At 67.7% G+C, this 25330-nt stretch carries 27 protein-coding genes; 11 read left to right on the top strand and 16 right to left on the bottom strand.

Annotated features, from left to right (window positions below):
• Positions 1-53: 53 nt before the first annotated feature.
• Together ACW171_RS12050 and zapE are read right to left on the bottom strand one after the other, a co-directional pair.
• A complete protein-coding gene (locus ACW171_RS12050) occupies positions 54-587 on the bottom strand; it encodes a YbjN domain-containing protein (protein WP_492093554.1) in 534 nt (177 codons plus the stop codon).
• A 72-nt stretch (positions 588-659) separates the two neighbouring features.
• Positions 660-1778 (bottom strand): cell division protein ZapE, encoded by a 1119-nt coding sequence (gene zapE, locus ACW171_RS12045; RefSeq protein ID WP_492093553.1) that lies wholly within the window; start codon positions 1776-1778, stop codon positions 660-662.
• Between the two features lie 164 nt (positions 1779-1942).
• Here zapE and ACW171_RS12040 point away from each other — a divergent pair, with 164 nt between their 5' ends.
• Genes ACW171_RS12040 through ACW171_RS12030 form a run of 3 tightly spaced genes read left to right on the top strand, consistent with a single transcriptional unit; the run spans position 1943 to position 5399 of the window.
• Complete coding sequence (locus ACW171_RS12040; RefSeq protein WP_492093552.1) at positions 1943-2989, top strand: aspartate-semialdehyde dehydrogenase; 1047 nt, start codon at positions 1943-1945, stop codon at positions 2987-2989.
• Positions 2990-2993: 4 nt separating this feature from the next.
• A complete protein-coding gene (gene rarD, locus ACW171_RS12035; RefSeq protein WP_492093551.1) occupies positions 2994-3920 on the top strand; it encodes an EamA family transporter RarD in 927 nt (308 codons plus the stop codon).
• Between the two features lie 9 nt (positions 3921-3929).
• Positions 3930-5399: an MFS transporter gene (locus tag ACW171_RS12030; protein ID WP_492093549.1), complete on the top strand. Its 1470-nt coding sequence runs from the start codon at positions 3930-3932 to the stop codon at positions 5397-5399.
• On the opposite strand, the gene ACW171_RS12025 is transcribed toward ACW171_RS12030, so the two are convergent.
• Together ACW171_RS12025 and ACW171_RS12020 are read right to left on the bottom strand one after the other, a co-directional pair.
• Positions 5384-6529, bottom strand: coding sequence for a serine hydrolase domain-containing protein (locus tag ACW171_RS12025; protein ID WP_492093548.1), 1146 nt, complete (start codon positions 6527-6529; stop codon positions 5384-5386). The genes ACW171_RS12030 and ACW171_RS12025 overlap by 16 nt on opposite strands.
• 19 nt (positions 6530-6548) lie before the next feature.
• Entirely contained in the window at positions 6549-7763 is a 1215-nt protein-coding gene (locus ACW171_RS12020; protein ID WP_492093547.1) for a BaiN/RdsA family NAD(P)/FAD-dependent oxidoreductase, read from the bottom strand.
• A 216-nt stretch (positions 7764-7979) separates the two neighbouring features.
• Between ACW171_RS12020 and greA the strand changes: the two genes are divergently transcribed.
• Both greA and ACW171_RS12010 read left to right on the top strand, forming a co-directional pair.
• The gene (gene greA, locus ACW171_RS12015; RefSeq protein WP_492093546.1) at positions 7980-8456 is read left to right on the top strand and encodes a transcription elongation factor GreA; all 477 of its coding nucleotides are present in this window, start codon (positions 7980-7982) and stop codon (positions 8454-8456) included.
• 112 nt (positions 8457-8568) lie between these two features.
• Complete coding sequence (locus ACW171_RS12010; RefSeq protein WP_492093544.1) at positions 8569-8730, top strand: hypothetical protein; 162 nt, start codon at positions 8569-8571, stop codon at positions 8728-8730.
• A 7-nt stretch (positions 8731-8737) separates the two neighbouring features.
• Here the strand turns inward: ACW171_RS12010 and prfA are convergent, their stop codons facing one another.
• Positions 8738-9805, bottom strand: a complete 1068-nt coding sequence (gene prfA, locus ACW171_RS12005) for a peptide chain release factor 1 (RefSeq protein ID WP_492093543.1) — start codon at positions 9803-9805, stop codon at positions 8738-8740.
• 189 nt (positions 9806-9994) lie between these two features.
• Between prfA and ACW171_RS12000 the strand changes: the two genes are divergently transcribed.
• Positions 9995-10624: a response regulator gene (locus ACW171_RS12000; RefSeq protein WP_492093542.1), complete on the top strand. Its 630-nt coding sequence runs from the start codon at positions 9995-9997 to the stop codon at positions 10622-10624.
• A gap of 63 nt (positions 10625-10687) precedes the next feature.
• Positions 10688-11491: a sulfite exporter TauE/SafE family protein gene (locus ACW171_RS11995; protein ID WP_492093541.1), complete on the top strand. Its 804-nt coding sequence runs from the start codon at positions 10688-10690 to the stop codon at positions 11489-11491.
• Between the two features lie 15 nt (positions 11492-11506).
• Here ACW171_RS11995 and ACW171_RS11990 read toward each other — a convergent pair whose 3' ends face one another.
• The 11 genes from ACW171_RS11990 to hemE form a co-directional block, all read right to left on the bottom strand.
• Positions 11507-11686 (bottom strand): hypothetical protein, encoded by a 180-nt coding sequence (locus ACW171_RS11990; protein WP_492093540.1) that lies wholly within the window; start codon positions 11684-11686, stop codon positions 11507-11509.
• Positions 11687-11723: 37 nt separating this feature from the next.
• Positions 11724-12614, bottom strand: a complete 891-nt coding sequence (locus ACW171_RS11985) for a ParB/RepB/Spo0J family partition protein (RefSeq protein WP_492093538.1) — start codon at positions 12612-12614, stop codon at positions 11724-11726.
• A 21-nt stretch (positions 12615-12635) separates the two neighbouring features.
• On the bottom strand, positions 12636-13451 hold the full coding sequence (locus ACW171_RS11980; protein WP_492093537.1) for a ParA family protein: 816 nt from the start codon (positions 13449-13451) through the stop codon (positions 12636-12638).
• A 1-nt stretch (position 13452) separates the two neighbouring features.
• Positions 13453-14034: a 16S rRNA (guanine(527)-N(7))-methyltransferase RsmG gene (rsmG, locus tag ACW171_RS11975; RefSeq protein ID WP_492093536.1), complete on the bottom strand. Its 582-nt coding sequence runs from the start codon at positions 14032-14034 to the stop codon at positions 13453-13455.
• A 47-nt stretch (positions 14035-14081) separates the two neighbouring features.
• On the bottom strand, positions 14082-15950 hold the full coding sequence (mnmG, locus tag ACW171_RS11970; protein WP_492093534.1) for a tRNA uridine-5-carboxymethylaminomethyl(34) synthesis enzyme MnmG: 1869 nt from the start codon (positions 15948-15950) through the stop codon (positions 14082-14084).
• Between the two features lie 81 nt (positions 15951-16031).
• Positions 16032-17327, bottom strand: a complete 1296-nt coding sequence (gene mnmE, locus ACW171_RS11965; RefSeq protein WP_492093532.1) for a tRNA uridine-5-carboxymethylaminomethyl(34) synthesis GTPase MnmE — start codon at positions 17325-17327, stop codon at positions 16032-16034.
• Between the two features lie 43 nt (positions 17328-17370).
• Positions 17371-17604 (bottom strand): DUF6489 family protein, encoded by a 234-nt coding sequence (locus ACW171_RS11960; protein WP_492093531.1) that lies wholly within the window; start codon positions 17602-17604, stop codon positions 17371-17373.
• A 41-nt stretch (positions 17605-17645) separates the two neighbouring features.
• Complete coding sequence (gene rho / locus ACW171_RS11955) at positions 17646-19094, bottom strand: transcription termination factor Rho (protein ID WP_492093530.1); 1449 nt, start codon at positions 19092-19094, stop codon at positions 17646-17648.
• Positions 19095-19334: 240 nt separating this feature from the next.
• Positions 19335-19799, bottom strand: coding sequence for a CopD family protein (locus ACW171_RS11950; protein WP_492093528.1), 465 nt, complete (start codon positions 19797-19799; stop codon positions 19335-19337).
• Entirely contained in the window at positions 19796-20848 is a 1053-nt protein-coding gene (hemH, locus tag ACW171_RS11945) for a ferrochelatase (RefSeq protein ID WP_492093526.1), read from the bottom strand. The genes ACW171_RS11950 and hemH overlap by 4 nt, the downstream gene beginning before the upstream one ends.
• Before the next feature lie 10 nt (positions 20849-20858).
• Complete coding sequence (gene hemE / locus ACW171_RS11940) at positions 20859-21896, bottom strand: uroporphyrinogen decarboxylase (RefSeq protein WP_492093525.1); 1038 nt, start codon at positions 21894-21896, stop codon at positions 20859-20861.
• Positions 21897-22402: 506 nt separating this feature from the next.
• On the opposite strand from hemE, the gene ACW171_RS11935 reads away from it, so the two are divergent.
• The 4 genes from ACW171_RS11935 to coaE are packed head-to-tail and all read left to right on the top strand — an operon-like array spanning position 22403 to position 25330.
• Positions 22403-23272 carry a pyruvate, water dikinase regulatory protein gene (locus tag ACW171_RS11935; protein WP_492093523.1) on the top strand — a complete coding sequence of 290 codons (870 nt, stop codon included), beginning with the start codon at positions 22403-22405 and terminating at the stop codon, positions 23270-23272.
• Complete coding sequence (locus ACW171_RS11930; RefSeq protein ID WP_492093522.1) at positions 23269-23865, top strand: Maf family protein; 597 nt, start codon at positions 23269-23271, stop codon at positions 23863-23865. Before ACW171_RS11935 ends, ACW171_RS11930 begins: the two co-directional genes overlap by 4 nt.
• On the top strand, positions 23862-24692 hold the full coding sequence (locus ACW171_RS11925; protein ID WP_492093521.1) for a shikimate dehydrogenase family protein: 831 nt from the start codon (positions 23862-23864) through the stop codon (positions 24690-24692). The genes ACW171_RS11930 and ACW171_RS11925 overlap by 4 nt, the downstream gene beginning before the upstream one ends.
• Positions 24689-25330 carry a dephospho-CoA kinase gene (gene coaE, locus ACW171_RS11920; RefSeq protein WP_492093520.1) on the top strand — a complete coding sequence of 214 codons (642 nt, stop codon included), beginning with the start codon at positions 24689-24691 and terminating at the stop codon, positions 25328-25330. Before ACW171_RS11925 ends, coaE begins: the two co-directional genes overlap by 4 nt.

Below are 25330 nucleotides of genomic sequence, written 5' to 3'. Positions count from 1 at the left end.
GCGTGATTGGAAAGGGCCTCGGAGCGATCCGGGGCCCTTTTCATTTGCCCTGATTACTGAGCCGGAGGCGTGGCCGTCGCGGGCTGTTCCGTCGTCACCGTGCGGCCGAGATCTGCGGACAGGCTGCGCCAGACCTGGATGGGGTCGTCGAGCTGTTCGGGGCCAGCGCCCCGGCTAAGCAGGACGTCGTACTGGGCCACGGCCTGACCCTCGGCGCCTGCGGCCTCCGGCTCCGCGTAGAATGCCTTCACGAAACGGCGGCTGCCGTTCCAGCGCGAGATGATGTCCGGCGTGGCGTTGGTCCCGGAGAAGGCGGCGGTGAACTGAACGTCGGGGCAGGCGCCGTCCGTGCAGGAGAACAGGGTCGCGACCCAGCGCAGCGCGCCGTCGGTGACGCGCAGATAGACGCGGTCGTTGTTCATCTGGGGCGGGGCGACGATCAGGCCGGCGGCGGTCAGGCGGCCGGTGATCTCGGCCACCGTCAGCCCGCTCCAGCGCGCGGGCGCGGCGGGCGCGGCGGGCGCCGTTTGGGCCAGCGCCGGGGTCGAAATCAAAAGGCAGACGGCGAGGGTGGCGGCGAGTTTCATGGGCGGGTTCCGTTGATCGGCTCAGCCTAGACGGTTTTGCGGCGAACCGAAGGCGGCGCCCGGTTCCAAAGCTCAGTCCCGATGTTCGGCCTTGTCCAGCCAGTCCTGCGACGACATCTCGTTCAGGCGGGACACCGTGCGCTCGAACTCGAACGCGCCGTCGCCCTTGGGATAGAGGTCCTCGGGCAGGCCCGCCGCGATGGCGATCAGGCGGGTCTTGGCCTCGTAAAGGGCGTCGATCAGGGTGACGAACCGCCGGGCCGCCTGGCGGTTCTCGGGACCCAGGAGGGGGATGTCGTCGAGGAACAGTGTGTGGAACCGCTCGGCGATCGCCAGATAGTCCTGGGGGCCCAGAGGCTGTTCGCACAGGTCGGCGAAGGTGGCGCGGGCCATGCAGCCGGCCGTCGTCTCGATCACCACGTCGCGGCCCAGCACCTTCAGACGCGTCGGGCATTCCGGCATGTCGCCCCGAAGGGCGTCCCACAGGACGTCGAAGCCGGTGCGGCGAGCCCCGCCTTCGCCGAGGTCGGGGATGACGTACCAGACGCGGGTCGCCTTGATCCGGTCGCGGCGCCAGTCACGCCCTCCCGACAGTTCGACGACCTGGCACCGGTCCTTAATGCGCTCGATGAAGGGGACGAACAGGGGCTGATTGATGCCGTCCTTGTAGAGGGCGTCCGGCGCGCGGTTGGAGGTGATGCAGACCACGACCTTGCGCTCGAACAGGGCGTCGAACAGCCGGCCCAGGATCATGGCGTCGGCGATATCGGTGACCTGAAGCTCGTCGAAGCACAGCAGGCGGGCTTCGGACGCGATCAGGGCCGCGACGGGTTCGATGGGGTCGTCGCCCTTGTGCGTGCCGAAGACGGCCTGGCGGGCCTTCTTGTCGCCTTCGCGCCACTGGCGGATCAGGTCGTGGACCCGAGCCATGAAGGCGTGGAAATGGGCGCGGGTCTTTCGTGGCTCCGGCACACCGGCGAAGAAGAGATCCATCAGGATGGACTTGCCCCGCCCCGGCGGACCCCAGAGGTAGAGGCCGCGCACCTCGGGCGTGCTTCCGAACAGGCCGCGTTTGCCGAGGTCCTTCTCCAGACGGGACAGGGCGTCGATGGCGGATTTCTGGGCCGGATCGGCGGTCAGAACGCCCGACTTCAGACGTTCGGCATAAGCACGGGCGATGTGTGACGGCATGCAACGGGGCTTAAACGGCCGGTCCCGGCCTGAAAAGCGGTTGCTTCGCAGGCGCGAACGCCTAAATGCGAAGCTGAGGGTTCCGCCCTCCAACTCCCCCATACCGCGCTCAAGCAGCAAGCGACCGCGTCGCGAGCGTTAGCGCGTCCGAAGGACTGACAAGAATGGGCTATTCCGTCGCTATCGTGGGCGCCACCGGCAATGTCGGGCGCGAGATGCTGACCATCCTCGAGGAACTGCAGTTTCCGGTGGACGAGATGCACGCGGTCGCCTCGCGAAAATCCAAGGGGATCGAGGTCGCCTGGGGCGACAAGACCATCAAGTGCGAGGTCATCGACACCTTCGACTTCTCCAAGGTGGACATCGTCCTGATGTCGGCCGGCGGCGCGGTGTCCAAGGAATGGTCCGAGAAGATCGGCAAGATGGGCCCGATCGTGATCGACAACTCCTCCGCCTTCCGCAAGGACCCGGACGTGCCCCTGATCGTGCCCGAGGTGAACCCAGACGCGATCAAGCTGGCCACCAAGAAAAACATCATCGCCAACCCGAACTGCTCGACGGCCCAGCTGGTGGTCGCGCTGAAGCCTCTGCACGACGCGGCCAAGGCCAAGCGGGTGGTGGTCTCGACCTATCAATCGGTCTCGGGCGCCGGCAAGGAAGGCATGGACGAGCTGTGGAACCAGACCAAGGCCATCTATGGCCTGGGCGACGCCACGCCGAAGAAATTCCCCAAGCAGATCGCCTTCAACGTCATCCCCTACATCGGGTCGTTCAACGAGGACGGCTACACCGACGAAGAGCAGAAGATGTGGGACGAAACCCACAAGATGCTGGATCCGTCGATCAAGCTGACGGTCACCTGCGTCCGCGTGCCGGTCTTCGTGGGTCACTCCGAGGCCGTGACGGTCGAGTTCGACCGGCCGATCAGCCCCGACGAGGCGCGCGCCATCCTGCGCGAAGCGCCGGGCGTGCAGGTGATCGATAAGCAGGAGCACGACGGCTACATCACGCCCGTCGACGCGGCCGGCGAGCACGCCGTCTATGTCTCGCGCATCCGCAAGGATCACACCGTCGAGAACGGCCTGGTCTTCTGGGTCGTGTCGGACAACCTGCGCAAGGGCGCGGCCCTGAACGCCGTCCAGATCGCCCAGCTTCTGGACGAGACGGGCACGATCAAGCCGAAAAGCGGGTATCGCTCGCTGACGGTCTAGGGTCTTGGCGACCCCGACGCCTGCCCCGACCCGGGCCGCCTTCCTGTCGGCGGTGGGCTGCTACATCATGTGGGGGTTCATGCCCCTGCTGTTCATGGGGCAGGCGGCGATCGGCTTCTCGGCGCCGGAAATCCTGTCGCACCGGGCCCTGTGGTCGGTGCTGTTCGCGGGAGCGCTGGTTCTGCTGGCCGGCCAGTCGAAACAGGTCCGGGCCGTGCTGGGCCAGCCGAAGACCCTGGCCTGGCTGGCGCTGGCGACGGTGCTGATCGCGATCAACTGGGGCCTCTACGTCTGGGCCACGACCCACCATGCGACGCTGGAAGCCAGCCTCGGCTACTATATCAACCCGCTGCTCAACATGATGGTGGGGCTGTGGCTGTTCCGCGAGAAGATCGACAGATGGGGCTGGGTCGCCATCGGCATGGCCGCCGTCGGCGTGCTGCTCCAGGCCCTGGCCCTGGGCCGGCCGCCGTGGATCTCCATCGCCATCGCCCTGAGCTTCGGCGCCTACGGGGTGATCAAGAAACGGGTGCCGGTGGACGCTCAGGCGGGGCTGTTCATCGAATGCCTGCTGCTGGTCCCGTTCGGCCTCGCCTTCGTGCTGTGGCTGCAGATTCAGGGTCTGGGGCACGGCTTCGCGACGGCGGAGGGCTTCGGCTGGGCCTTGCTGAACGGGCCGGCGACGGTGTTGCCGCTGGCGATGTTCGCCTTCGCCGCCCGACGCATGCCGTTGTCGACCATGGGCTTCATCCAGTTCCTGGCCCCGACGCTGCAGTTCGGCGTCGGGCTGGCGACGGGTGAGCTGTTCACGCCGCTGAGGGCCGTGTCGTTCGCCTTTATTTGGCTGGGGGCCGGAGTGTTCGCGGCGGCGGCCCTGTTCCGGGCGCGGGCGGCGCGGCGGGCCTTGGCGGAGGCCGCGCAACCGGTCTAGCGTCCAGGCATGGCCGTCCAGCATCCTGACCTGTCCAAGAGCCAGAAGCGCTGGATCCTGGTCGCCACGGTGCTGGGGTCGTCGCTGACCTTCATCGACGGATCGGCGCTCGGCGTCGCCCTGCCCTCGATTCAGCGCGATCTCAGCGCGGGTCCGGCGGCGGCCCAGTGGATTTCCAACGCCTATCTGCTGACGCTCGGCGCGCTGGTGCTGATCGGCGGAGCGGCGGGGGATCGGTTCGGGCGCAAGCGTGTGTTCCTGATCGGTGTCATCCTGTTCGCTTTGTCGTCCATCGCCTGTGGACTGGCACCGACCGCGCCGCTGCTGATCGCCGGGCGGGCGGCGCAGGGGATCGGGGCGGCCTTGCTGACGCCGGGGGCCCTGGCCCTGATCGGGGCGACCTTTCCGCCAGATGAGCGCGGCGCGGCCTTCGGAGCCTGGGCCGGGGCGGGGGCGCTGTTCGGCATGGTCGGGCCCTTGGTCGGGGGTTGGCTGGCGGACCATGCGGACTGGCGGTTCATCTTCTGGATCAATGTGCCGTTGGCCGCCCTGACGGTGGCCGTGGCGCTGAAGGCCGTGCCCGAGAGCCGGGACGACGACGCGAAGGGGCTGGACTGGCTCGGCGCCGTCCTGGCGATCGGCGGGCTCGGCGTCCTGATCTGGGGACTGACGGCGGCGCCCGATCTGGGCTGGACCCATCCGGGGGTGATCGGCGGACTGGTGGGCGGGGCGATGCTGCTGGCCGGCTTCCTTTGGGCCGAGGCCCGCGAGAAACATCCGATGATGCCGCTGACGCTGTTCCGGTCGCGGGTCTTCTCGGGGATCAACCTGCTGACCCTGCTGCTGTATTTCGCGCTGGGCGGGGCGATGTTCTTCCTGCCTTTCGAGTTGATCCGGGTGCACGGCTGGAGCGCGACCGGAGCGGGATCGGCCATGCTGCCGTTCGCCGTGATCATGAGCCTGTTCTCGGGGGCGGCGGGGAAGCTGGCCGATCGGTTCGGGGCGAAGCTGTCGCTCAGCGTCGGGCCGGGACTGGCCGGGGTCGGTCTGTTTCTGCTGGCCCTGATGCCGCCTGACGCGGGCTATGTCGCGGGGCCGCTGGCGGGGATGACAGTCTTGGCCGTGGGCATGACGCTGGCGGTCGGTCCGCTGACGGCGGCGGTCATGGGGGCTGTGAAGGAGGGGCACACGGGCGTGGCCTCGGGGGTGAACAACGCCGTGGCGCGGATCGCGGGCCTGTTGGCCGTCGCCCTGCTGGGCGTGTTGCTGTCGGCGGTGTTCGTGTCGAGGGTCGATGCGCCGGACGCGAGGGCTCAGCTCGGGGCAGTCATGGCGGGCGACGGCGGACTTTCGGAGGGCGCGGTGAACGCATTCCACACGGCCTTCCAATGGGTGATGGTCGCATGCGCGGCCTGTGCCGGGCTGGCCGGTGTCATCGGCCTGCTGACCGCGCCCGCGAGACCTCAGAACGCGGTGTAGAGGGCCTCGATCAACCTTTGCGCCCGCGGATCGCCGATCAGATAGGGCGACTGGCGGGTCATGGCGTAGGCGGCCGAGAGCTTCACGTCCGGATCGGCCATGACGCAGCTGCCGCCCCAGCCGCAATGGCCCAGCGCGTCCGGGTTGGGGCCGAAGATGTTCAGCCCCTGGTTCCGCATCAGTCCCGCCGCCCAGGTGATCTCGTAGGGCAGGACCTTGTCGGGACCGGAGATGCGCGCCTTGGCGGCTTCGGCCAGGACGGCGGGGGACAGGATCGCCCGGCCGCCGAGCTTTCCTTCGTTGGCGAAGACCCCCATGCCGCGGGCGAGGGCCAGGGCCGTGCCGTGCAGGTTGGCGGAGGGTATCTCGATGGAGCGCCATTCGGTCGAACCGCGCCCACCGGGGGCCGAGCCCTTGTCGAGGAAGGCGGCGGTCTTGATGGCGTCGATGGGGCCGAGGTCGGGGGCCTTCGACGGTTTGCGCAGAGCGGCGACGCGGCTGTGCTCGGCCTCGGGCAGACCGATCCAAAGGTCGAGGTCGAACGGCTGGGCAAAATCCTGACGCAGGGCCTGGCCCATGGTCCGGCCGTCGGCGAGGCGATGGACCTCGTTGGCGAGGAAGCCGACGGTGACGGGGTGATAGCCGGACGCGGTTCCCGGCGGCCACATCGGCGTCTGGGCCGCGAGACGATCCAGCACGGCGCGCTGGTCGAACCAGATGGCGGGATCGACAGTCTCGGAGAAGCCCGGCAGTCCGCCCTGATGCGACAGCAGCTGGGCGATGGTGACCTCCGCCTTGCCGTTCGCCGCATAAGCCGGCCACAGGTGGGCGACCTTCTCCTCATAGGCCAGCTTGCCGCGCTGGACGGCCGAAGCCATCAGCAGGGCCATGATCGCCTTGCCAGAGGAGAAGACGGGCACCAGGGTGTCGGCGGTGAACGGGGTCTGGTCGCGCGGTTCTGCGACACCGGCCCAGAGGTCGAGCACCGTCTCCCCGCCGATCACGACGGAGAAGCGCGCGCCCTGTTCGTTGAGCCCGTCAGGCGCGTCGGTGAAGTTCGAGGCGAAGGCGTCCTTCACCGCGTGGAAGCGCGGCGGGCAGAGGCCGGAGATCTCGGGGGCGCTGGTCATGGGGCGGGCTTGTATCGGCCTATTGCGACGCCTGCCACTGCAAGACGCCGTTCGCCGCGACGACGCCGGACGCCAAGCTGGCCTGGAGCAGATAACCGCCCGTCGGCGCCTCCCAGTCGATCATCTCTCCGGCGACGAAGACGCCGGGCCGGGAAGTCAGCATCAAGGACGGATCCAGAGCGTCGAACCGGACGCCCCCGGCGGTGGAAATGGCGCGCTCCAGGCCCTGGATGCCGGTCAGCCGAATACGGATCGCCTTGATCCGCTTGGCCAGCTTCGGCGCGCCTGGCGGTATCTCGCCGATCTCGCGCAGCAGGGCGATCGCCACCGGAGAGAGGCCCCCGGCCTTGCGAAGGTGGTTGGTAATCGAATCCTTGCCGCGCGGACGACCTAGCCGCTCGGCAAGAGCGTCTTCCGTCAGGTCGGGACGCAGGTCGACGACCAGGGTCGCGGAACCCTCGGCCGCGATGGCGGCGCGCAAGGGTGCGGACAGGGCGTAGACGGCCCCGCCCTCGACGCCATAGCGGGTGACGACCATCTCGCCACGAACCGTCTGGTCGCCGAAGGTCAGGGTCGCGGGCTTCAGGACCTGGCCGGCGAACCGCTCGATCAGGATGTCGGACCAGGCGGCGTCGAAGCCGGCATTGGCGGGGACGAGAGGCGAGACGGCGACCCCCTGGCCCTCCAGCGTCGGCACCCAGGCTCCGTCGGAGCCGAGCCGGGGCCAGCTGGCGCCGCCGAGGGCGAGGACGACGGCGGCCGGGTGTTCGACCCGTTCGCCGCCGGGGGTGTCGAACGTCAGGGCCTGGCCCTGCCAGCCAGTCCAGCGCGAGCGGGTGCGGATCTCGACGCCGAGTTCGTTGAGGCGGCCCAGCCAGGCGCGCAGCAGGGGCGAGGCCTTCATGGCACGCGGGAAGACCCGGCCGCTGGAGCCGACGAAGGTGGGCTGGCCCAGGCCGTTGGCCCATTGCGTCAGGTCGTCGGGGGAAAAGGCGTCGAGCCAGTCAGTGATGGGTGCCTGGGCTTCTGCGTAGCGAGCGAGGAAGGCGTCCTGCGCCTCCGTATGGGTCAGGTTCAGGCCGCCGCGCCCCGCCATCAGCAGCTTGCGCCCCACCGAGGGCATGCGGTCGTGGACGACGACGCGGGCGCCGGCTCGGGCCAGGGTCTCGGCGGCCATCAGGCCTGAGGGTCCGGCCCCGATGATGTGGACGGCGTGGTCGGTGGAAGAAGTCATGCAGTCCTGTAACGTGAGCGGGAAGATGCGTCTCCCTCCCACTTGGGGGAGGGTCGTCGCGAAGCGACGGGGTGGGACCGGCCGGTGATGCGGATGGAGGCCTGCGAGGTTCGCCTTGCCGCCCCTACCCGGTCTCCTCTGCGCTTCGACCACCCTCCTCCGAGGGGGGAAAGAGTTGCGCGGGAACGTCCGTCCACTGCATACGCTTGCTCCATCATGAGCGTCGCCTTCACGCGCGAGGAAGATCTGGAGGCCACGGCCGCCGATCTGCCGGACCGCCCCATCTCCACCCATCCCAATCTGGTGACGGCCGCCGGCCTCGCCGCAATCGATGACGCCCTGGCCTCGGCGCGCGCCGCCTATGCCGGCGCCCAGGCGTCCGGCTCGATCGAGGCGGACCGGACGGCCATGGCGCGGGCGACCCGGGATCTGCGCTACTGGTCGGCGCGGCGGACCAATGCCCAACTGGTCGAGACCGAGGCGGAGGGCCGGGTGCGCTTCGGCGGCTCGGTGACGATCGAGCGGGACGACGGCCGGACCCAGACCTGGCGCATCGTCGGCGAGGACGAAGCGGACCCTGCCAACGGCTCGGTCAGCCATGTCTCGCCCCTGACCCGCGCCCTGATCGGCAAGGGCGTCGGCGACGAGGCGATGGTGGCGGGACAGTCTGTGGAAATCATCGCGGTGGACTGAACGCCCGGTCCACCCCACATTGGTGAGACGAACACGAGCGCCCTCCCGGCGCTCAAGCCGTAAGCCTCCGCGAGGCGAGCGATAGCGCACGACAAAAAGGACAGACCCATCCATGGCCAGAAAACCCAACTACGGCTTCGAACGTATGGAACGCGACAAGGCGGACGCCGAGAAGGCCGCACGCAAGGCCGCCGCCAAGCTGGCGAAGAAGGAAGCCAAAGCCCGGGGCGAGGACGTCGATCACCCCGACTGGCAACCGCCCGAAGAGGCCTAACGCCGCGTCAGGCGAACTCGGCTTCCAGATCCGCCAGACGCGCCGCCTGATCCTCGGCGATCAGGGCGTTCAGCAGGGGGTCGAGGTCGCCTTCCATGATCTGGGGCAGGCTGTGCAGGGTCAGGTTGATGCGGTGATCGCTCACCCGGCCCTGCGGATAGTTGTAGGTGCGGATGCGCTCGGATCGATCGCCTGACCCCACCTGGGACTTGCGCGTATCCGAGCGTGCCTGGTCCTTCATCTGGCGCTGCATGTCATACAGACGCACGCGCAGGTTTCGCATCGCCTTGTCGCGGTTGACGTGCTGCGACTTCTCCGACGAGGTCACCACGATCCCGGACGGGAAGTGGGTGATGCGGACCGCGGAATCGGTCTTGTTGACGTGCTGCCCGCCCGAACCGGAGGCGCGGAAGGTGTCGATGCGGATGTCCTTGTCCTGGATGTCGATCTCGACGTCCTCGACCTCGGGCAGGACGGCGACCGTGGCGGCCGAAGTATGAATGCGGCCTTGGGTTTCCGTCTGCGGAACGCGCTGGACGCGGTGGACGCCGCTTTCGAACTTCAGCCGACCGAAGACGCCTTCGCCGGTGACCGTGGCGATGATTTCCTTGTAGCCGCCGGCGTCGCCCTCGGTGGCGCTGTCCAGCTCGACCTTCCAACCCCGCGTGGAAGCGTAGCGCGAATACATGCGGAACAGGTCGCCGGCGAAGATGGCCGCCTCGTCCCCGCCGGTCCCGGCGCGCACCTCCAGCACGGCCGAGGCGTTCTCGTCGGCATCGCGCGGAGCCAGCAGCAGGGCGACGTCCCGCTCCATCTCCGGCAGACGGGCGCTGAGCGTTTCCAGTTCGTCGGCGGCCATGGCGGCCATCTCGGGGTCCTCGGCCATGGCGCGGAGATCCTCGACCTCGGCGCGCGCCTTGCCGAGCGCCTGGACGGCGTCGGCGACCGGCTTCATCTCGGCGTGCTCCTTGGACAGGCGCACGATCTCCTGACCATCGGTGGCCGCGCCCATCCGGGCCTCCACCTGGTGGAAGCGGTCCAGGACCTGGTCGAGTTTGATCTGAGGCAGTTGCAAAGGCGATGTTCCGGCGAGACGCGAGGCGCGGTCTTACTCCGGGGAGGCGCGCGATGTCGATGCGGCCGCCTGGAACAACGGCGTTCACGCACTCTTGTGCCGGCCGTGAGCGCCAATGACGTTGGCGTCAAGGCGGTTACGCTGGGCCATGCGGGAGCCTAGGTCCGTCGAGGGCAGAGGGAGCTTTTCATGTTCGACGGATCCATCGACAGCCAGACCACCGCCTCGGACAAGGCGAACCTCGAGGCCATTCTCGAGCGATACGACGCCCTGATGTCAGCGCCCGAGGCGATCACCCCGGAAGACGCGACCGACCTGGCGGCCCTGGCGGGCATCTTCGATCTCGATACGAAGAGGCCGCCTCAGGCGCTGTGGCCCGAGGTGCGGGCGGTGCTGGCGGCGCAGAGCCCGCGTGTGGTCGAAGCCCCCGTGATCTCGGACGACACGACGTCGTTTACGGTTCTGGTCGTCGAGGACGAGCCCGAAATGGCTCAGGATCTGACGGCCCTGCTGGTCGACGCCGGGCATCACGTCGTGGGCCCGTTCCATAGCGCCGAGGCGGCCGAGGTAGCGGCGGGTCTGCACCCGATCGACGTGGCCTTGCTGGACATCAATCTCTCGGGCGCGGCCGACGGCGGGACGCTGGGACGTAATCTGAAGACGCGCTGGGACCTGAAGGTGATCTTCTCGTCGGGCGATTTGACCGCCGCCGCCATCCAGGCCGATATCGCGGAGGCCATGATCATCAAACCCTATCGCGGCGCCGACGTGCTGGCCGCCTTGCAGCGGCTTTCGAGGACCAGAACCCAATCCAGCTGAGCCATATGGCGCCACGGACCGCGAAATCGGTTATGGCGGGAACGGCGACGCTTTGTCGTGCATATGATCGACGGTCTTCGGGGCTGGATGGATACCTTTCTGCTGTTCCTGCTGGTGGGCCTGTTCGCCCAGGCCGTCGACGGCGCCCTGGGCATGGCCTATGGCGTGATCTCGTCGTCCGTCCTGCTGGCGTTCGGGGTTCCGCCGGCGACGGCCTCAGCCAGCGTGCACGGGGCGGAGGTCTTCACCACGGCCGCCTCGGCCGGGTCCCATATTCTGCACAAGAACGTGGAGTGGCGCCTTTTTCTGCCCCTGGCCGTCGCCGGAGTGATCGGCGGGGTTCTCGGCGCCTATGTCCTGGCCGGTATCGACGGTAACGCGATCAAGCCCTTCATCGTCGCCTATCTGGCTCTGATGGGACTTTGGATCCTGTGGCGGGCGACACGCGACATCCGACCCAAGCCCATCCGCCCCCCCTGGATCGTGGTGCCCCTGGGTCTGGTCGGCGGTTTCTTCGACGCCATTGGCGGCGGGGGTTGGGGTCCGACGGTCTCGTCCACCCTGGTCGGCGCCGGCGAGGAACCGCGTCGGGCCATCGGCACGGTCAACACGGCCGAGTTCTTCCTCACCGTGGTCATTTCGGCGACCTTCGTCTGGTCCCTGTTGACGGGGCACTGGAAGGAAGCGGACGCCCTGACCAATCACGCCTCCGCCGTGGCCGGGCTTGTCGTCGGCGGTCTGATGGCCGCGCCCTTCGCCGGATACATCACCAAGACGGTGCCGCAGCGGGCTTTGACCTATGCGGTGGGCGGGCTGCTTCTGTGTCTGGCGGCCTTCCAGGGTCTGCAGCTGGCCGAGATACTGTAGAGGCTCGAACGCCCCTCAGCCTCGCTTGGACGCCTTCCTGAACGCCGGCTTGGCCATCGCCGCGCTTTTGTGAGCGGCGGCCTTTTCGGGGTGCTGGCCGGGCTTGAAGGCCGGGCCGCCCGCTTTTCCGCCGGCATTCTTGGCGGCGAGGACGCGTTTCAGGGCTTCGGCGGGAGTCTCGGGCGTGTCAGTCATAGGCCACCCTAGCACAGGCCTCCGGACCAAGCATGCCTCAGGCGCGCATCAACCGTCGGCAGAGGTCGTCGAGCTGCTCCAGGTCGGCGTAGGACAGGGTCAGTTCGCCCTTCCCGCCCTTGTCGGCCAGCGAAACCTTCAGCCCCAGGGCGTCGGTCAGATCCTGTTCGAGCGCGGCGATGTCGGGCGAGGCCTCCCCCTGCCCGCCCGCGACCTTGGCGACCTTGGGCTTCGGTTCGTCCTGCGACTTACGGGCCAGGGCCTCTGTCTGGCGGACGTTCAGGCCCTGATCGACGATCTGGTCGGCGAGGGCGTCGGGATCCTTGGCGGTCAGAAGGGCGCGAGCGTGGCCGGCCGACAACCGGCCCTCGAGCACATGCGCGCGCGCGCCGGGCGTGAGCTGTGTCAGGCGAAGCGTATTGGCGACATGGCTGCGCGACTTGCCGACGATGCCGGCGACCGCGTCCTGGGTCCGGCCGAACCGCTCCATCAGGACGGCGTAGGCCGCCGCCTCTTCCAGCGGGTTCAGGTCGGCGCGCTGGACGTTCTCGATGATGGCGACTTCCAGCACCTCCAGGTCGTCCATCTCGCGAACGATGATGGGCACCTGGGTCAGGCGCGCGGCCTGGGACGCGCGCCAACGACGCTCACCGGCAATGATCTGCCAGACCCCGTCCTCGCCGGGCTGCTGACGCACGAGGATCGGCTGGAGGACGCCCTTGTCGCGGATCGACTGCGTCAGCTCCTCGTGGTCTTCCTTGGTGAAGACCTTGCGCGGCTGATCGGGGTTGGGCTTCAGGCTCTCGACCGGAACAGAAAGCACGCCCGTGGGCAGTTCGGCCCCGGGCGTGACCGACACGGCCTCGACGACCGGCTCGCCCATCAGGGCGGACAGGCCGCGGCCCAGACCTCTTTGACGTTCAGACAAACTCTTCAATCCGTATGGTTATCAGGCGGCGAGGCGGCGGCGTTCGCGACCGACCACCTCTTTGGCGAGCTTCAGGTAGGCCTGGCTGCCCGTGCATTTCAGATCATAGATCAAAACAGGCTTGCCGAAGGACGGTGCCTCCGAAACCCGCACGTTGCGGGGGATGACGGCCTCATAGACCTTGTCCCCGAAGTGGGCGCGGACGTCGGCCGCCACCTGGCCCGACAGGGCGTTGCGCCGGTCGTACATAGTCAGGACGAGACCCTGGATCTCCAGGGTCGGGTTCAATGATTGACGGACCATCTCGATCGTCTTCATCAACTGCGTCAACCCTTCCAGGGCGAAGAACTCGCACTGCAACGGCACCAGGACGCCGTCGGCGGCGGCCATGGCGTTGAGCGTCAGCAGGTTCAGCGACGGCGGGCAGTCGATGAGTACATAGTCATACCCGGTATGGCCCTCCCCACCCTGGCCGGCGAGCGCATCGCGAAGGCGATAGGAGCGGCGATCGGCCTGGCTGAGTTCGATTTCGACGCCGGACATGTCGGCGTCGGCCGGGATGATATCCAACCCAGGTACGGCCGTCTTGACCGCCGCGTCATGCACGGATCGACCGTCCACGATCACGTCATAGATGGTTATCCGGCGTGTTTCACGTGGAACACCCAGACCCGTCGAGGCATTGCCCTGGGGGTCCATGTCGACGATCAGAACCTTCTCGCCAATGGCGGCCAGCGCCGTGCCTAGGTTGATCGCGGTCGTGGTCTTGCCCACCCCGCCCTTCTGGTTCGAGACCGCCAAGACGCGCGGAGCCTTCTTCTGGACGGACTTGGTCATACTAACCACGTTGCTGCTGGCCACGGGACTTCAGGCTCCGGATTGTCACGATTCTGCCCCTCGGGTCGCTGCGCGAGACCGTCAGTTCAGCCTCCACATGCCAAGACTTGGCCGCATCCTTCAACTCCTGCTCGGCCTTCTCTCCCTTGAGAAACAGACCTTGTGCACCGCGAGACAGGTAAGGCTGTGCATAACCGAGCAGCTTTTCCATTGGAGCGACGGCGCGGGCGGTGACGACGTCCACCTTGATCGCCTGCTCTTCGGCCCGACCCCAGACCACGGTGGCCGGAAGATCGAGCTCGTCGACGACGGTCTGAAGGAAGCGACAACGCTTCTGCAGGGAGTCGATCAGCCAGACGTGGGCCTCTGCCCTGCCCTTCGACAGGATGGCCAGGACCAGACCGGGGAAACCGGCGCCGGCGCCGAGGTCGGCCCAGGTCCGCGCGAACTCCGCCCTGTCCAGCAGCTGGGCCGAATCCCAGGCATGACGGTCCCAGAAGTCGGGAAGCGTGTCCGGCCCAACCAGGTTCATGACTTCATTCGCCTCGGTCAGCATGCCGACGAAGCGTTCGAGCTCGGCCATCCGCTCCGGCGCGGCGCCGGTCAGGGCCTGGAATTCGTCTGCCGTCATCAGGCGGCGACCGCGGCGGACTTCTTCACGTAGGACAGCAGCGCCGTCAGGGCGCCGGGGGTGACACCCTCGATGCGACCGGCCTGGCCCAGGGTCCGGGGCTGCACGAGGGACAGTTTCTCGCGGACCTCGTGCGACAGTCCGCCGATGGTCGCGTAGTCCAGATTGGCCGGAAGCGTCAGAGCTTCCTCGCGGCGGAGCGCTTCGGCGTCGGCGTTCTGGCGATCCAGATAGCCGGCATAGCCCGCGTCGATCTCGACCTGTTCACGCACGGCCGGGGTCCAGTCGCGGATCTGCGGATGGGCGGTCTCGAACGCCGTCAGAGTGACGCCCGGATAGGCCAGCAGGTCGCGCATCGAGCGACGCTGACCGTCGGCGTTGACGGCGATGCCGAGAGCCTGGGCCTCGTTCGGGGTGTAGCGGGTGTCGCGGACGAGCGCCGCCGCCTCGGCCAGAGCCGCTGCCTTGGCCTCGAAAGCGCTGCGGCGCTCCGAGGAGACGATCCCGGCCTCGATACCGAGTGGCGTCAACCGTTGATCGGCGTTGTCGGCGCGCAGAGTCAACCTGTACTCGGCGCGGCTGGTGAACATGCGGTAGGGCTCGGTCACACCGCGTGTGACCAGATCGTCGATCATGACGCCGATATAGGCCTGGTCCCGCCCCAGAACGATTTCCGCCGATCCGGCTGCGGCGCGGGCGGCGTTCAGGCCGGTGATCAACCCTTGAGCGCCCGCCTCCTCATACCCGGTCGTACCGTTGATCTGACCCGCCAGATAGAGCCCCGGGCGACGCTTGACCTCCAGCGCGGCGCTCAGTTCCCGCGGATCGACGTAATCGTACTCGATCGCGTAGCCGAAGCGGAACACCTCCACCTCTTCCAGCCCCGGCATGGTGCGCAGGAAGGCCAGCTGGGTCTCAGGCGAGACCGAGGTGGAGATCCCGTTTGGATAGACGGTGGGATCATCCAGACCCTCGGGCTCCAAGAAGACCTGGTGCGAGGTCTTGTCGGCGAAGCGGACGACCTTGTCCTCGATCGAGGGGCAGTAGCGGGGACCGACGCCCGTCGCCTTACCCCCATAGACGGCGCTCTCGCCGAGGTTGGCGGCGATGATGGCGTGGGTCTCCTCGGTCGTATGAGTGATGCCGCAGGCGATCTGGGGTACGTCGATCCGATCGGTCAGAAAGCTAAAGGGCACGGGCTCGGCGTCGGCTTCCTGCATCTCCAGCCGGTGCCAGGCGATGGTGCGGCCGTCGAGGCGCGCAGGCGTGCCGGTCTTGAGACGACCCATCTGCAGGCCCGAGCCATAGAGATCGGCGGCGAGACCCGTCGAAGGCGCCTCACCATGGCGGCCGGCCGGGATGCGCTCATCCCCCCGGTGGATCACGCCATTGAGGAAGGTGCCGGTCGTCAGGACCACCGCGCCCGCGCGGAGCGACACACCCTCTCCAGTCACCACACCGACCACGCGGTCGCCGTGGAGAATCAGGCTTTCGGCCGTGCCGCCCATCAGGGTCAGGTTGGGATAGTCGGCCAGCTCGGCCTGCATGGCCTCGCGATACAGACGACGGTCGATCTGGCTGCGCGGACCGCGCACCGCAGCGCCCTTGGAGCGGTTGAGCAGGCGGAACTGGATCCCCGCCTTGTCGCCGATCCGCCCCATCAAGCCGTCCAGGGCATCAATCTCGCGCACCAGATGGCCCTTGCCGAGGCCGCCGATGGCCGGGTTGCAGCTCATCTCGCCGATGGTCTCGAGCTTCTGGGTCAACAGCAGGGTGCGTGCGCCAGCCCGTGCGGACGCAGCTGCGGCCTCGCAGCCGGCATGGCCGCCGCCGATCACGATGACGTCGAAGGAAGAGGGGGAGCTCATGGGCGGGGACATAGGGGAAAAGGCCTCGGAGCGCCACCAACGGTCTGTTTCACGTGAAACATGCCGGGGTGCGTGCCAGAATTACTTGCCGATGCAGAAGGTGGAGAAGACTTCGCCGAGGACTTCCTCGACCCCGATGGCACCGGTAACCCGGCCTAGCGCTTCGGCCGCACGACGGAGGTCATCCCCGGCCAGCTCGGGCGCGGTCATCAGATGGGTGCGGGCGACGCTGACAGCCTCGACCGCTTCGGCCAGACGTCGGCGATGGCGTTCACGGGTGACGGCCGGAAAGTCGGCACCTGACAGATCACGAGCGAGGCGGTCAGCCAAGGCGTCGTGGAGCGACTTCAACCCTTCGCCGGACACGGAACTGACCCGATGGCCGCCCTCGCCCGTCGCGCCGAGATCGGCCTTGGTCCAGACAACCAAGTCCTCGGGCTGGAAGAAGTCGGCGGCGGCACCCTCGGGATCGCCGGGCGCTCGGATCCAGAGACGGAGGTCGGCGGCTGCAGCGCGAGCTTGGGCGCGGCGAATGCCCTCGGCCTCGACCACGTCGTCGCTGTCGCGCAGACCGGCCGTGTCAGACAGGGTCACGGCATAGCCGCCGATGATCAGGTCGGCGTCGAGCACGTCACGTGTCGTCCCGGCGATCGGGGTCACGATAGCGGCCTCACGCGCGACCAACGCATTGAACAGGGCGGACTTGCCGGCGTTCGTCTCACCGATCAGCACGATGCGATAGCCTTCGCGGACCCGGCGCCCCCGATCGGCGTCGGCGAGGGCCGCATTCAGATCGGCGGTCAGGCGGTCGAGCACCGGGCCGGCGGACTGGGCCAGATGGTCGGGCAGTTCCTCGTCGGGGAAATCGATTTCGGCCTCGACCAGGGCCAGGGCTGTCAGGAGGTCGCGGCGGAACCCGGCGTAGGTCTGGCTGAGGGCGCCGTCGAGCTGGCCCAGCGCCTGGGACGCCTGGGCCGAGGTTTCGGCGTCGATCAGGTCGGCGACGGCCTCGGCCTGGGCCAGGTCCATGCGGCCGTTCTCGAACGCGCGGCGGGTGAATTCGCCTGGGTCGGCGGGGCGGAGGCCCAGGGCGATCAGGGCGGAGGAGACAGCGTCGATGACCGCCCGACCGCCATGCAGGTGGAGCTCGGCGCAGTCCTCACCGGTGTAGGAGTTAGGGCCGGGGAAGCGGAGGACCAGGGCCTGGTCGAGGACGGCGTCGTTCTGGCGAAGCGTGCGGAGCGAGGCGAGACGCGGCTTGAGGTTCGGCGCACCGAGTGCGGCGAGAGCGGCGTCCGTCTGCGGACCGGACAGACGCAGGATGGCAATAGCGCCCCTACCCGGAGGCGTGGCGAGGGCGAAGACGGTGTCGGTCATGGGATCTGTCTCCTCCCCATTTCACGGAGAGGAGGCCGGCCGGTCACTTCGGCGTGGTGACCGCGGCCTGCATTAGCTGGCGAAACTGGTCCTGGGCCTGAAGGCCGAAGCTGGTCCAGGTTTTCATCAGCTCTTCCGGCTGCATGGCGGACATATTGGCGTCCATTCGCTTCTGCATCTCGGCGACCAGATGGTCGTTGAGCGGCGCGACGTCGGGGAGGCCAAGGAAATGGCGCGCTTCCGCCGGGGTACATTCGACTTCGACGTTGACCTTCATCGCGCTTTGCTCCGTGTTTCACGTGAAACACCAATCATGAATCAGGTGTTCATCGACTGGAAGAAGTCGGCGTTGTTCTTGGACTGGCGCAGCTTGTCGAGCAGGAACTCGATCGCGTCCTGCGGGCCCATCGGGTTCAGGATGCGACGCAGGACGTAGGTCTTGGTCAGCTGATCCTTCGGCGTGATCAGCTCCTCCTTGCGGGTGCCGGACTTCAGCACGTCGATCGCGGGGAAGATGCGCTTGTCGGCGACCTTGCGGTCCAGGACGATTTCCGAGTTACCCGTGCCCTTGAACTCTTCGAAGATCACCTCGTCCATGCGCGAGCCGGTGTCGATCAGGGCGGTGGCGATGATGGTCAGCGAACCGCCCTCCTCCACGTTGCGCGCCGCGCCGAAGAAGCGCTTGGGCCGCTGGAGGGCGTTGGCGTCGACACCACCGGTCAGCACCTTGCCCGACGACGGGACGGTGGCGTTGTAGGCGCGACCCAGACGGGTGACCGAGTCCAGCAGGATGACGACGTCCTTCTTGTGCTCGACCAGGCGCTTGGCCTTTTCGATCACCATCTCGGCGACGGCGACGTGACGGGTGGCGGGCTCGTCGAAGGTCGAGGCCACGACCTCGCCCTTCACGGTCCGCTGCATGTCGGTGACTTCTTCCGGGCGTTCGTCGATCAGGAGCACGATCAGCGAGACCTCAGGGTGGTTGGCCTCGATCGACTTGGCGATGTTCTGCAGCATCACGGTCTTGCCGACGCGCGGCGGGGCCACGATCAGGCAGCGCTGGCCCTTGCCGAGCGGGGCGACGATGTCGATGACCCGGCCCGAACGGTCCCGCAGGGTCGGGTCCTGGATTTCCATGATCAGCCGCTCGTTGGGATAGAGCGGCGTCAGGTTGTCGAAATTGACCTTGGTGCGGACCGTCTCCGGATCCTCAAAGTTGATCGTGTCGACCTTGAGCAGGGCGAAGTAGCGCTCGCCCTCGCGGGGGCCACGCACGGCGCCGTGTACCGTGTCGCCGGACCGCAGGCCGAAGCGACGGATCTGGGACGGCGACACATAGACATCGTCAGGACCCGGAAGATAGTTGGCGTCCGGCGAGCGCAGGAAGCCGAAGCCGTCGGGCAGCATTTCCAGTGTACCGGAGGCGATGATCTCGACCTCTTCATCGGCCAGGGTCTTGAGGATCGCGAAGAGCAGATCCTGTTTGCGCAGGTTCGACGCGTTCTCGATGTCCAGCTGTTCTGCGAAGGCGACCAGCTCGACCGGGGTCTTGTCGTTCAACTCCTGCAGCGTGATCCGGCCGGACGGGACGACGGATTCGCCGTCATCCTCGCTGTCGTCGCCGATGTCGGCGGCCACGTCGGCGTCGTTGGCCCCATCTTCCTGGGAGTTATCGGTCTGCGACGCGTCCTCGGTCGTCTCGGGTGTCAGGCCTTCGAGCGCTTCGGTTTCGGGAGCGTTGTTGTCGGTGTCGCGGACGTCGGTCATGTCGAAAACTCTGGATTCATGCGGTCTTCGCCCGGCGTCGCGAGACGTCAGGCGGGAGCGAATGGTCCCCCGGTCAGGCCGGGGGATGACGAGGGCCTTGCGGCCGGAAGGGAGAGCGCCGGGTCCGAAGGCGGCCTAGAGGCTCTGCGATCGGTCGGCGCGAAGAGAAGGGCAGCGCCGCGAACGACGCCTCACCGTCAGCGGAACCACATTCCGGGGGCTGGGGTCAAGCGTCGCGGGTCAGAAGGTCCATTCCGTCGTCACCGACAGCACCATGATGATGGCCAGAACAAAGGGGATCTCGTTCGTCATCCGCCAGAAGCGGCTGGTCCTGGTGGATGTGCCTGCGGCGATCTTCTTGCGCTCTCCGGCGAGGAAACCGTGCCAGCCGCCCAGAAGGACCACGCCGACCAGCTTGGTGATCATCCACGGTTCGGCCAGGAAGGCCGCGCCGCGCATCTGGACGTCCAGATGGATCAGCCACAGCCCGAAGACGAAGGCCAGGATCATGGCCGGGTTGACGATGATCCTCAGCAGCCGGGTCTGCCACTGGCGTAGCAGGGTCTGCATCTCGGACTTCAGCGGCTCGGCCTTGCCGCTCTGTTCAGCGTCATAGGCGTAGAGGCGGGGCAGGAAGAGCAGGCCGGCCATCCAGGCGATGACGGCCAGGATGTGCAGGCCCCGAGCCAGGTCGTACAGGTTCATGCCGCGGCCCTTTCGGCCTGGAAGGGACAGGCTTTCCACCGCGCCTGACAGCCGGGGCCGAAGGGTGCCGTGCCCGTGCCGCCCAGACTGTCGGTCACCGCCTGGGCCAGGGTGTCGATGAAGGCTTCGGCCACGCCGACTGCGGGAGCCCGCAGATAGGGATGAACGCCGGCTTCGTGGGCCAGTTCGCCGTATTCGATGTCCAGCTCGACCAGGGTCTCGATATGTTCGGAGACGAAGGCGATGGGGGTGACGACGACCCCAACCCCGTCAGCCGCAGCCTGTTTGATCGCATCGGGCGTCGAGGGACCCAGCCATTTCAACGGCCCGACCCGGCTCTGGTAGCAGAGGCTCCAGTCGGTCAGTCCTGCGGCCTCGGCCACGGCGGCGACCGTGGCTTCGATCTGTTCCTGATAGGGATCGCCCTGGGCCACCAGTTTTTCGGGGATGCCATGGGCTGAAAACAGGACGCGCATCGGGCGTCCGGGATGATCGCGGGCGGCCTCGTCAAGTTTGGCGCGAATGCCCTCGGCCTGGGCCTCGACCCAGCCGGTGGCGCGCGGATAGCAGCAGATGGTTCGACTGCGACCCGAACCGGCGTAGGCCGCGTTCCAGGCCTTCAGCGACGACTGGGTCGTCGTGGTCGAGAACTGCGGATAGAGGGGCAGAAGCACGACCTCGTCCGGGCCGAAGGCGGCGACATCCATCGCCGTCTCCTCGGTCAGCGGATGCCAGTAGCGCATGGCGATGAAGCTCTTGACCTCGTCGCCCGCCAGGTGCGCGGCCAGCCGGGCGTCCAGAGCCGCCATCTGCTTGTGCGTTTCGGCCTTCAGTGGCGACCCGCCGCCGGCGTCCATCATTGCATAGTTGGCTTGAGCGCTCTTCTCGCGACGCGAGGAGATCAGTTTGGCCAGCGGCGTCCGGGCGAAACCGGGCAGGCCGATGATGGCCGGGTCGTTGAACAGGTTGAACAGGAAGGGTCGCACCGAGGCGGCGTCGTCCGGTCCGCCGAGGTTGAACAGGACGACTGCAATCCGTCTGCCGGCCATTCGTGGGTCCTTACTGGGCGCCCAGGCGCTTCAGCACCTGTTCGACGTGGGCGATCGGCACGTCTGGCAGGATGCCGTGGCCGAGGTTGAAGATCCATGGACCCGCGCCCCAGGCCTCGACAAGCTGATCCACCCTGCGGTCCAGCGCCGCACCGCCGGCCCGAAGCAGCAACGGATCGAGCGCCCCCTGGATCGGCTTGATCTTCTGAACCTCGCGGCCGCGCTCCAGCGAACAGGCGGTGTCGAGCGCGACGCCTTGGACATCGACCTCGCGGGCGTAGCGTTCGGCATGAAGCGCCGAGCCGCGCGGGAAACCGATCAGGGGGACGGTGACGCCCAGTTCGCGTACCCGGGCGACCAGTTTCTGATGCGGCCGCATGACCAGCCGTTCGAACAGGTCGTCCGGCAGGCCTTCGGCCCAGCTCTCGAAAATCTTCAGCGCATCGGCGCCGGCATCGGCCTGCATCTTCAGATAGCGGGCGGTCGCCTCGACCAGGACATCCAGAACCGCATCGACCTTCTCGGGGTCGGAATAGGCATAGGACCGGGCCTGGGCCCGCTCGCCCTTGCCCATCGTGTTGTGATGCCCGTCCAGCATATAGGTGGCGACCGTCCAGGGCGCGCCCGCGAAGCCGATCAGGGCCCGCTCGGGCTCAAGCTCGGCCCGGACCCGGCTCAGGGTCTCGCCGACCTGATGCAGATGGGCGCCGGCGGCCTCGGCCCGTTCCGCCATGGCGCCCGGCGACGGCATGAGACCGAGTTTGGGCCCCTCCCCGGTCTCGAACCAGACATCCTGGCCCAGGGCCTGGGGGATCAGCAGGATGTCGGCGAAGACGATGGCGGCGTCGAAACCGAACCGACGCATCGGCTGCATCGTCGCCTCGGCCGCCATCTCCGGGTTCAGGCAGAAGGCGATGAAGTCCGGCGCCTCGGCCCGAAGCTTGCGGTACTCGGGCAGGTACCGACCCGCCTGACGCATGAACCAGACGGGCGGGCGTTCCAGGGTCTCGCCCTGCAGGACCCGGATCAACGAAGGCGTGATGCTCATGACCCCGGCTCTACGAGAGTGGGCGCATCCCCTCAACCCCGCGCTTCCCCTCTTATCCTGATCAGAATCTTAGAATCTTTTGAGGAAGAAGGCAGAGGGCGGGACGACGGGGATGAATCGCCGCCGATCCCCACGCGGAAACCACTTTTCCCGAGGCGTCGCCGCACCGTGAAAAGCCCGGATGAAGGCCTGTGGAAAGCGGGCAAAACCCTTAACAAACCCTTAACCTGCGGCGGCTGAGCCCGACGGCGGCTCCGCGTTCCGTCTGGGGGCCGTTTACCTTTCGTTAAGCATTTCCACATCCGTTCGGACGAAGGATGTCGGGCTTGGGATGATCCGGGGTCGGACAGGCCGCATCCTCCACCTTCGTCCCCGCTCGCCGGAGACCGAGGTCGGCGCTATAGGTTTCGGCGCCCCGCCCGACCCGGTCGGCGCCCACGCCGATCCACAGGATTCATCGCCATTCACACGTCCAGTTTCTTGGTTTCCCTCGCCGGGGTCCCGGCGTGAGTCCGGCGCGGCCAGCGGGAGCGTCGCGCCTGGCGACCTATTTCCATGTCCATCTGGTCTCGGATTCGACCGGGGAGACGCTGAACGCCATGGCCAAGGCCGTGACGGCCCGCTTCGACGGCGTCATTCCGATCGAGCACATCTATGCCCTGGTCCGCTCCGACAAACAGATGGAACGGGTCCTGGCCGAGGTGGCGGCGGCGCCAGGCGTGGTGCTGCACACCATCGTCGATCGCGATCTGAGGGCGCAGCTCGAAGAAGGCTGCCGCACGCTGGACATGCCTCATATCGGGGCGCTGGATCCCCTGGTGGGGGCCCTGTCCCGCTATCTGGGCGCCGCGCTGTCCACGCGGGTCGGCGCCCAGCACGCGCTGGACACCGATTATTTCAACCGTATCAGCGCCCTGGACTATGCCATGGCCCATGACGACGGCCAGGGAACAGCCGAACAGTTGGAGGGCGCCGACGTCGTTCTGGTCGGGGTGTCGCGCACGTCCAAGACCCCGACCTGCATCTATCTGGCCCATCGCGGCGTCAGGGCGGCCAACGTGCCGCTCGTGCCGGGCCAGGAGGACGGCGAGCGTCTGGTGGGGCTGAAGAATCCTCTGGTCGTGGGCCTGACCGTCTCGCCGGACCGGCTGGTCCAGATTCGGCGCAATCGTCTGGACGGCCTGAACGCCAACCACGCTTCCAACTATGTCGAGCCTGACGCCGTGCGCGACGAGACGATCAAGGCCAGGCGAGCCTTCGAGCGCCGGGGCTGGCCGACCATCGACGTGACCCGGCGTTCCGTGGAAGAGACGGCGGCCGCTATCCTGAACCTGCTGAACGAGCGGCGCACGCGCCGGATGGGAGGCGCCTGGTGAGTGATCAACGCCTTGTCCTGGCGTCCCGCAGCGCCGCCCGTCGCGCCATGCTGACCGGCGCCGGCGTGCCGTTCACCGCCCTCGACGCCGGGGTGGACGAAGACGCCGTCAAGACCACGCTGGCCGGCATCGATCCGGCCGAACTGGCGCTGGAGCTGGCGCGCGCCAAGGCGCTGGCGGTGTCGCGTCATGATCCAGAGGCCTGGGTTCTGGGCTCGGACCAGACGCTGGATTTCCAGGGCGGCATGATCTCCAAGGCCAGTGACCTGACCGAGGCCCGTCAGAGGCTCCGTCAGATGAGCGGCCACACCCACCATCTGAACTCCGGCGCGGCCCTGGCCATCAACGGGGCGGTGGTCTGGTCGGGCGTCGATACCGCACGGATGACCATGCGGCGGTTCTCGGACGACTTCCTCGACGCCTATCTGGAGACCGAGGGCGAGGCTCTTCTGGGATCGGTCGGCTGCTATCGGCTCGAAGGCATGGGCTCCCAGCTCTTCGACCGGGTCGAGGGCGATTATTTCACAGTGCTCGGCATGCCGCTCTGGCCCGTGCTGGACGAACTGCGCCGCGCCGGGGTGATCCGCACATGAGCCGCGCGCGCATCACCGGTTCCGTCAAGGTCGGCGGCATCGTCGGTAACCCGGTCGCCCACTCCCTCAGCCCCATGATCCACAACGCCTGGATCGAAGCCGCCGGGCTGGATGCGGCCTATGTCGCCTTCTCGCCGAAGGACCCGGCTGGATTCGACGCCTTGGTCGCCGCCGGGCGAGCGGGTCTGCTCAGCGGGGTCAACGTCACCGCCCCGTTCAAGGAACAGGCCTTTGCCCTGGTCGACACGGCTTCGGAGACGGCTCGGGACAGTGGTTCGGCCAATATTCTCGTCTTCCGCGACGGCCAGGTCCACGCCGACAGCGCCGACGGCCTGGGTCTTCTGCGCGCGCTCGAGGAACAGGCTCCGAATCTTTCCCTGGCCGGATCGGCGGTAGTCATGCTCGGTGCCGGAGGCGCCGCTCGCGCCGCCGCCGCGACCCTGGCCGGCGCGGGGGCCCACGTCCGGATCATCAATCGGACCCGCGACCGGGCCGAGGCCCTGGCGGCCGATCTGGGCGGATCAGTCACGGTCGCCGAGGGACGGGCGGCGTTCGACGGAGCGGCTTTGATCGTCAACGCCCTGACGGTCCGGCCCGAGATCGATCTGGCGACGCTTGACCCGGCGACCACGATCATGGACATGACCTACAAGCCGGTCATCACCGCCTTCCTCCAGGCCGGGCGCGAAGCAGGCCTGGTCACGGTGGATGGGCTGGCCATGCTGATCGGTCAGGCTGCGCCGTCGTTTGAGGCCATCTTCGGCGTCGCCCCGCCCGACCTCGACCCGCGACCCTTGCTTCTGGCCCATCTGGGAGAGACGGCGTGATCCTGCTGGGCCTGACCGGTTCGATCGGCATGGGCAAGTCTACCACCACCGCCATGTTCGCCGACCACGGCGCCGTGGTCTGGAACGCCGACGACGCCGTCCACGCCCTCTATTCCGTCGGCGGCGCTGCGGTCGAACCGATCGGCCGGGCCTTTCCAGGCGTGGTCGTGGATGGGGCGGTCGACCGGACGCGCCTGGCCGAGGCGCTCGGCCGGGACGACACCGCCTTCGAACGGCTGGAGGCCATCGTCCATCCACTGGTCGCCACCGGACGCGCCGCCGATCTTGAAGCGGCCCGAGCGGCGGGCGTGAAACTGGCCGTGCTCGACATTCCGCTTCTGTTCGAAACCGGCGGTGACGCAGCCGTGGATGCGGTGGTCGTCGTCAGCGCAGACCCCGAGACCCAGCGCCGCCGGGTTCTCGCCCGACCGGGCATGACGACCGAACGGTTCGAGGCGATCCTGGCGCGCCAGACACCCGACCATGAAAAACGCCGCCGCGCCGACTTCGTCGTCGATACCGGCCGAGGGCTGGACGCCACCCGCGCGCGTGTCGCTGAAATCGTGGGGATGGTTCTGTCGCCGAGCTGGAAACGCCCTGTCCGGACTCTTTCGAAAGCGCCCGAAACGCCCCATTAA

It is taken from the genome of Brevundimonas sp. FV1ye28 (genome assembly GCF_058681135.1).
The sequence above is the reverse complement of the archived record's forward strand: the minus strand, read 5'-3'. Positions and strand labels throughout refer to the sequence as shown.

Excerpts from the sequence above, each read along its gene's own strand:
- ACW171_RS12050 (WP_492093554.1), bottom strand. The coding sequence starts at position 587 with ATGAAACTCGCCGCCACCCTCGCCGTCTGCCTTTTGATTTCGACCCCG.
- zapE (WP_492093553.1), bottom strand. The coding sequence starts at position 1,778 with ATGCCGTCACACATCGCCCGTGCTTATGCCGAACGTCTGAAGTCGGGC.
- ACW171_RS12040 (WP_492093552.1), top strand. The coding sequence starts at position 1,943 with ATGGGCTATTCCGTCGCTATCGTGGGCGCCACCGGCAATGTCGGGCGC.
- ACW171_RS12030 (WP_492093549.1), top strand. The coding sequence starts at position 3,930 with ATGGCCGTCCAGCATCCTGACCTGTCCAAGAGCCAGAAGCGCTGGATC.
- ACW171_RS12025 (WP_492093548.1), bottom strand. The coding sequence starts at position 6,529 with ATGACCAGCGCCCCCGAGATCTCCGGCCTCTGCCCGCCGCGCTTCCAC.
- ACW171_RS12020 (WP_492093547.1), bottom strand. The coding sequence starts at position 7,763 with ATGACTTCTTCCACCGACCACGCCGTCCACATCATCGGGGCCGGACCC.
- greA (WP_492093546.1), top strand. The coding sequence starts at position 7,980 with ATGAGCGTCGCCTTCACGCGCGAGGAAGATCTGGAGGCCACGGCCGCC.
- ACW171_RS12010 (WP_492093544.1), top strand. The coding sequence starts at position 8,569 with ATGGCCAGAAAACCCAACTACGGCTTCGAACGTATGGAACGCGACAAG.
- ACW171_RS12000 (WP_492093542.1), top strand. The coding sequence starts at position 9,995 with ATGTTCGACGGATCCATCGACAGCCAGACCACCGCCTCGGACAAGGCG.
- ACW171_RS11995 (WP_492093541.1), top strand. The coding sequence starts at position 10,688 with ATGATCGACGGTCTTCGGGGCTGGATGGATACCTTTCTGCTGTTCCTG.
- ACW171_RS11990 (WP_492093540.1), bottom strand. The coding sequence starts at position 11,686 with ATGACTGACACGCCCGAGACTCCCGCCGAAGCCCTGAAACGCGTCCTC.
- ACW171_RS11980 (WP_492093537.1), bottom strand. The coding sequence starts at position 13,451 with ATGACCAAGTCCGTCCAGAAGAAGGCTCCGCGCGTCTTGGCGGTCTCG.
- rsmG (WP_492093536.1), bottom strand. The coding sequence starts at position 14,034 with ATGGCCGAGCTCGAACGCTTCGTCGGCATGCTGACCGAGGCGAATGAA.
- mnmG (WP_492093534.1), bottom strand. The coding sequence starts at position 15,950 with ATGAGCTCCCCCTCTTCCTTCGACGTCATCGTGATCGGCGGCGGCCAT.
- mnmE (WP_492093532.1), bottom strand. The coding sequence starts at position 17,327 with ATGACCGACACCGTCTTCGCCCTCGCCACGCCTCCGGGTAGGGGCGCT.
- ACW171_RS11960 (WP_492093531.1), bottom strand. The coding sequence starts at position 17,604 with ATGAAGGTCAACGTCGAAGTCGAATGTACCCCGGCGGAAGCGCGCCAT.
- rho (WP_492093530.1), bottom strand. The coding sequence starts at position 19,094 with ATGACCGACGTCCGCGACACCGACAACAACGCTCCCGAAACCGAAGCG.
- ACW171_RS11950 (WP_492093528.1), bottom strand. The coding sequence starts at position 19,799 with ATGAACCTGTACGACCTGGCTCGGGGCCTGCACATCCTGGCCGTCATC.
- hemH (WP_492093526.1), bottom strand. The coding sequence starts at position 20,848 with ATGGCCGGCAGACGGATTGCAGTCGTCCTGTTCAACCTCGGCGGACCG.
- hemE (WP_492093525.1), bottom strand. The coding sequence starts at position 21,896 with ATGAGCATCACGCCTTCGTTGATCCGGGTCCTGCAGGGCGAGACCCTG.
- ACW171_RS11925 (WP_492093521.1), top strand. The coding sequence starts at position 23,862 with ATGAGCCGCGCGCGCATCACCGGTTCCGTCAAGGTCGGCGGCATCGTC.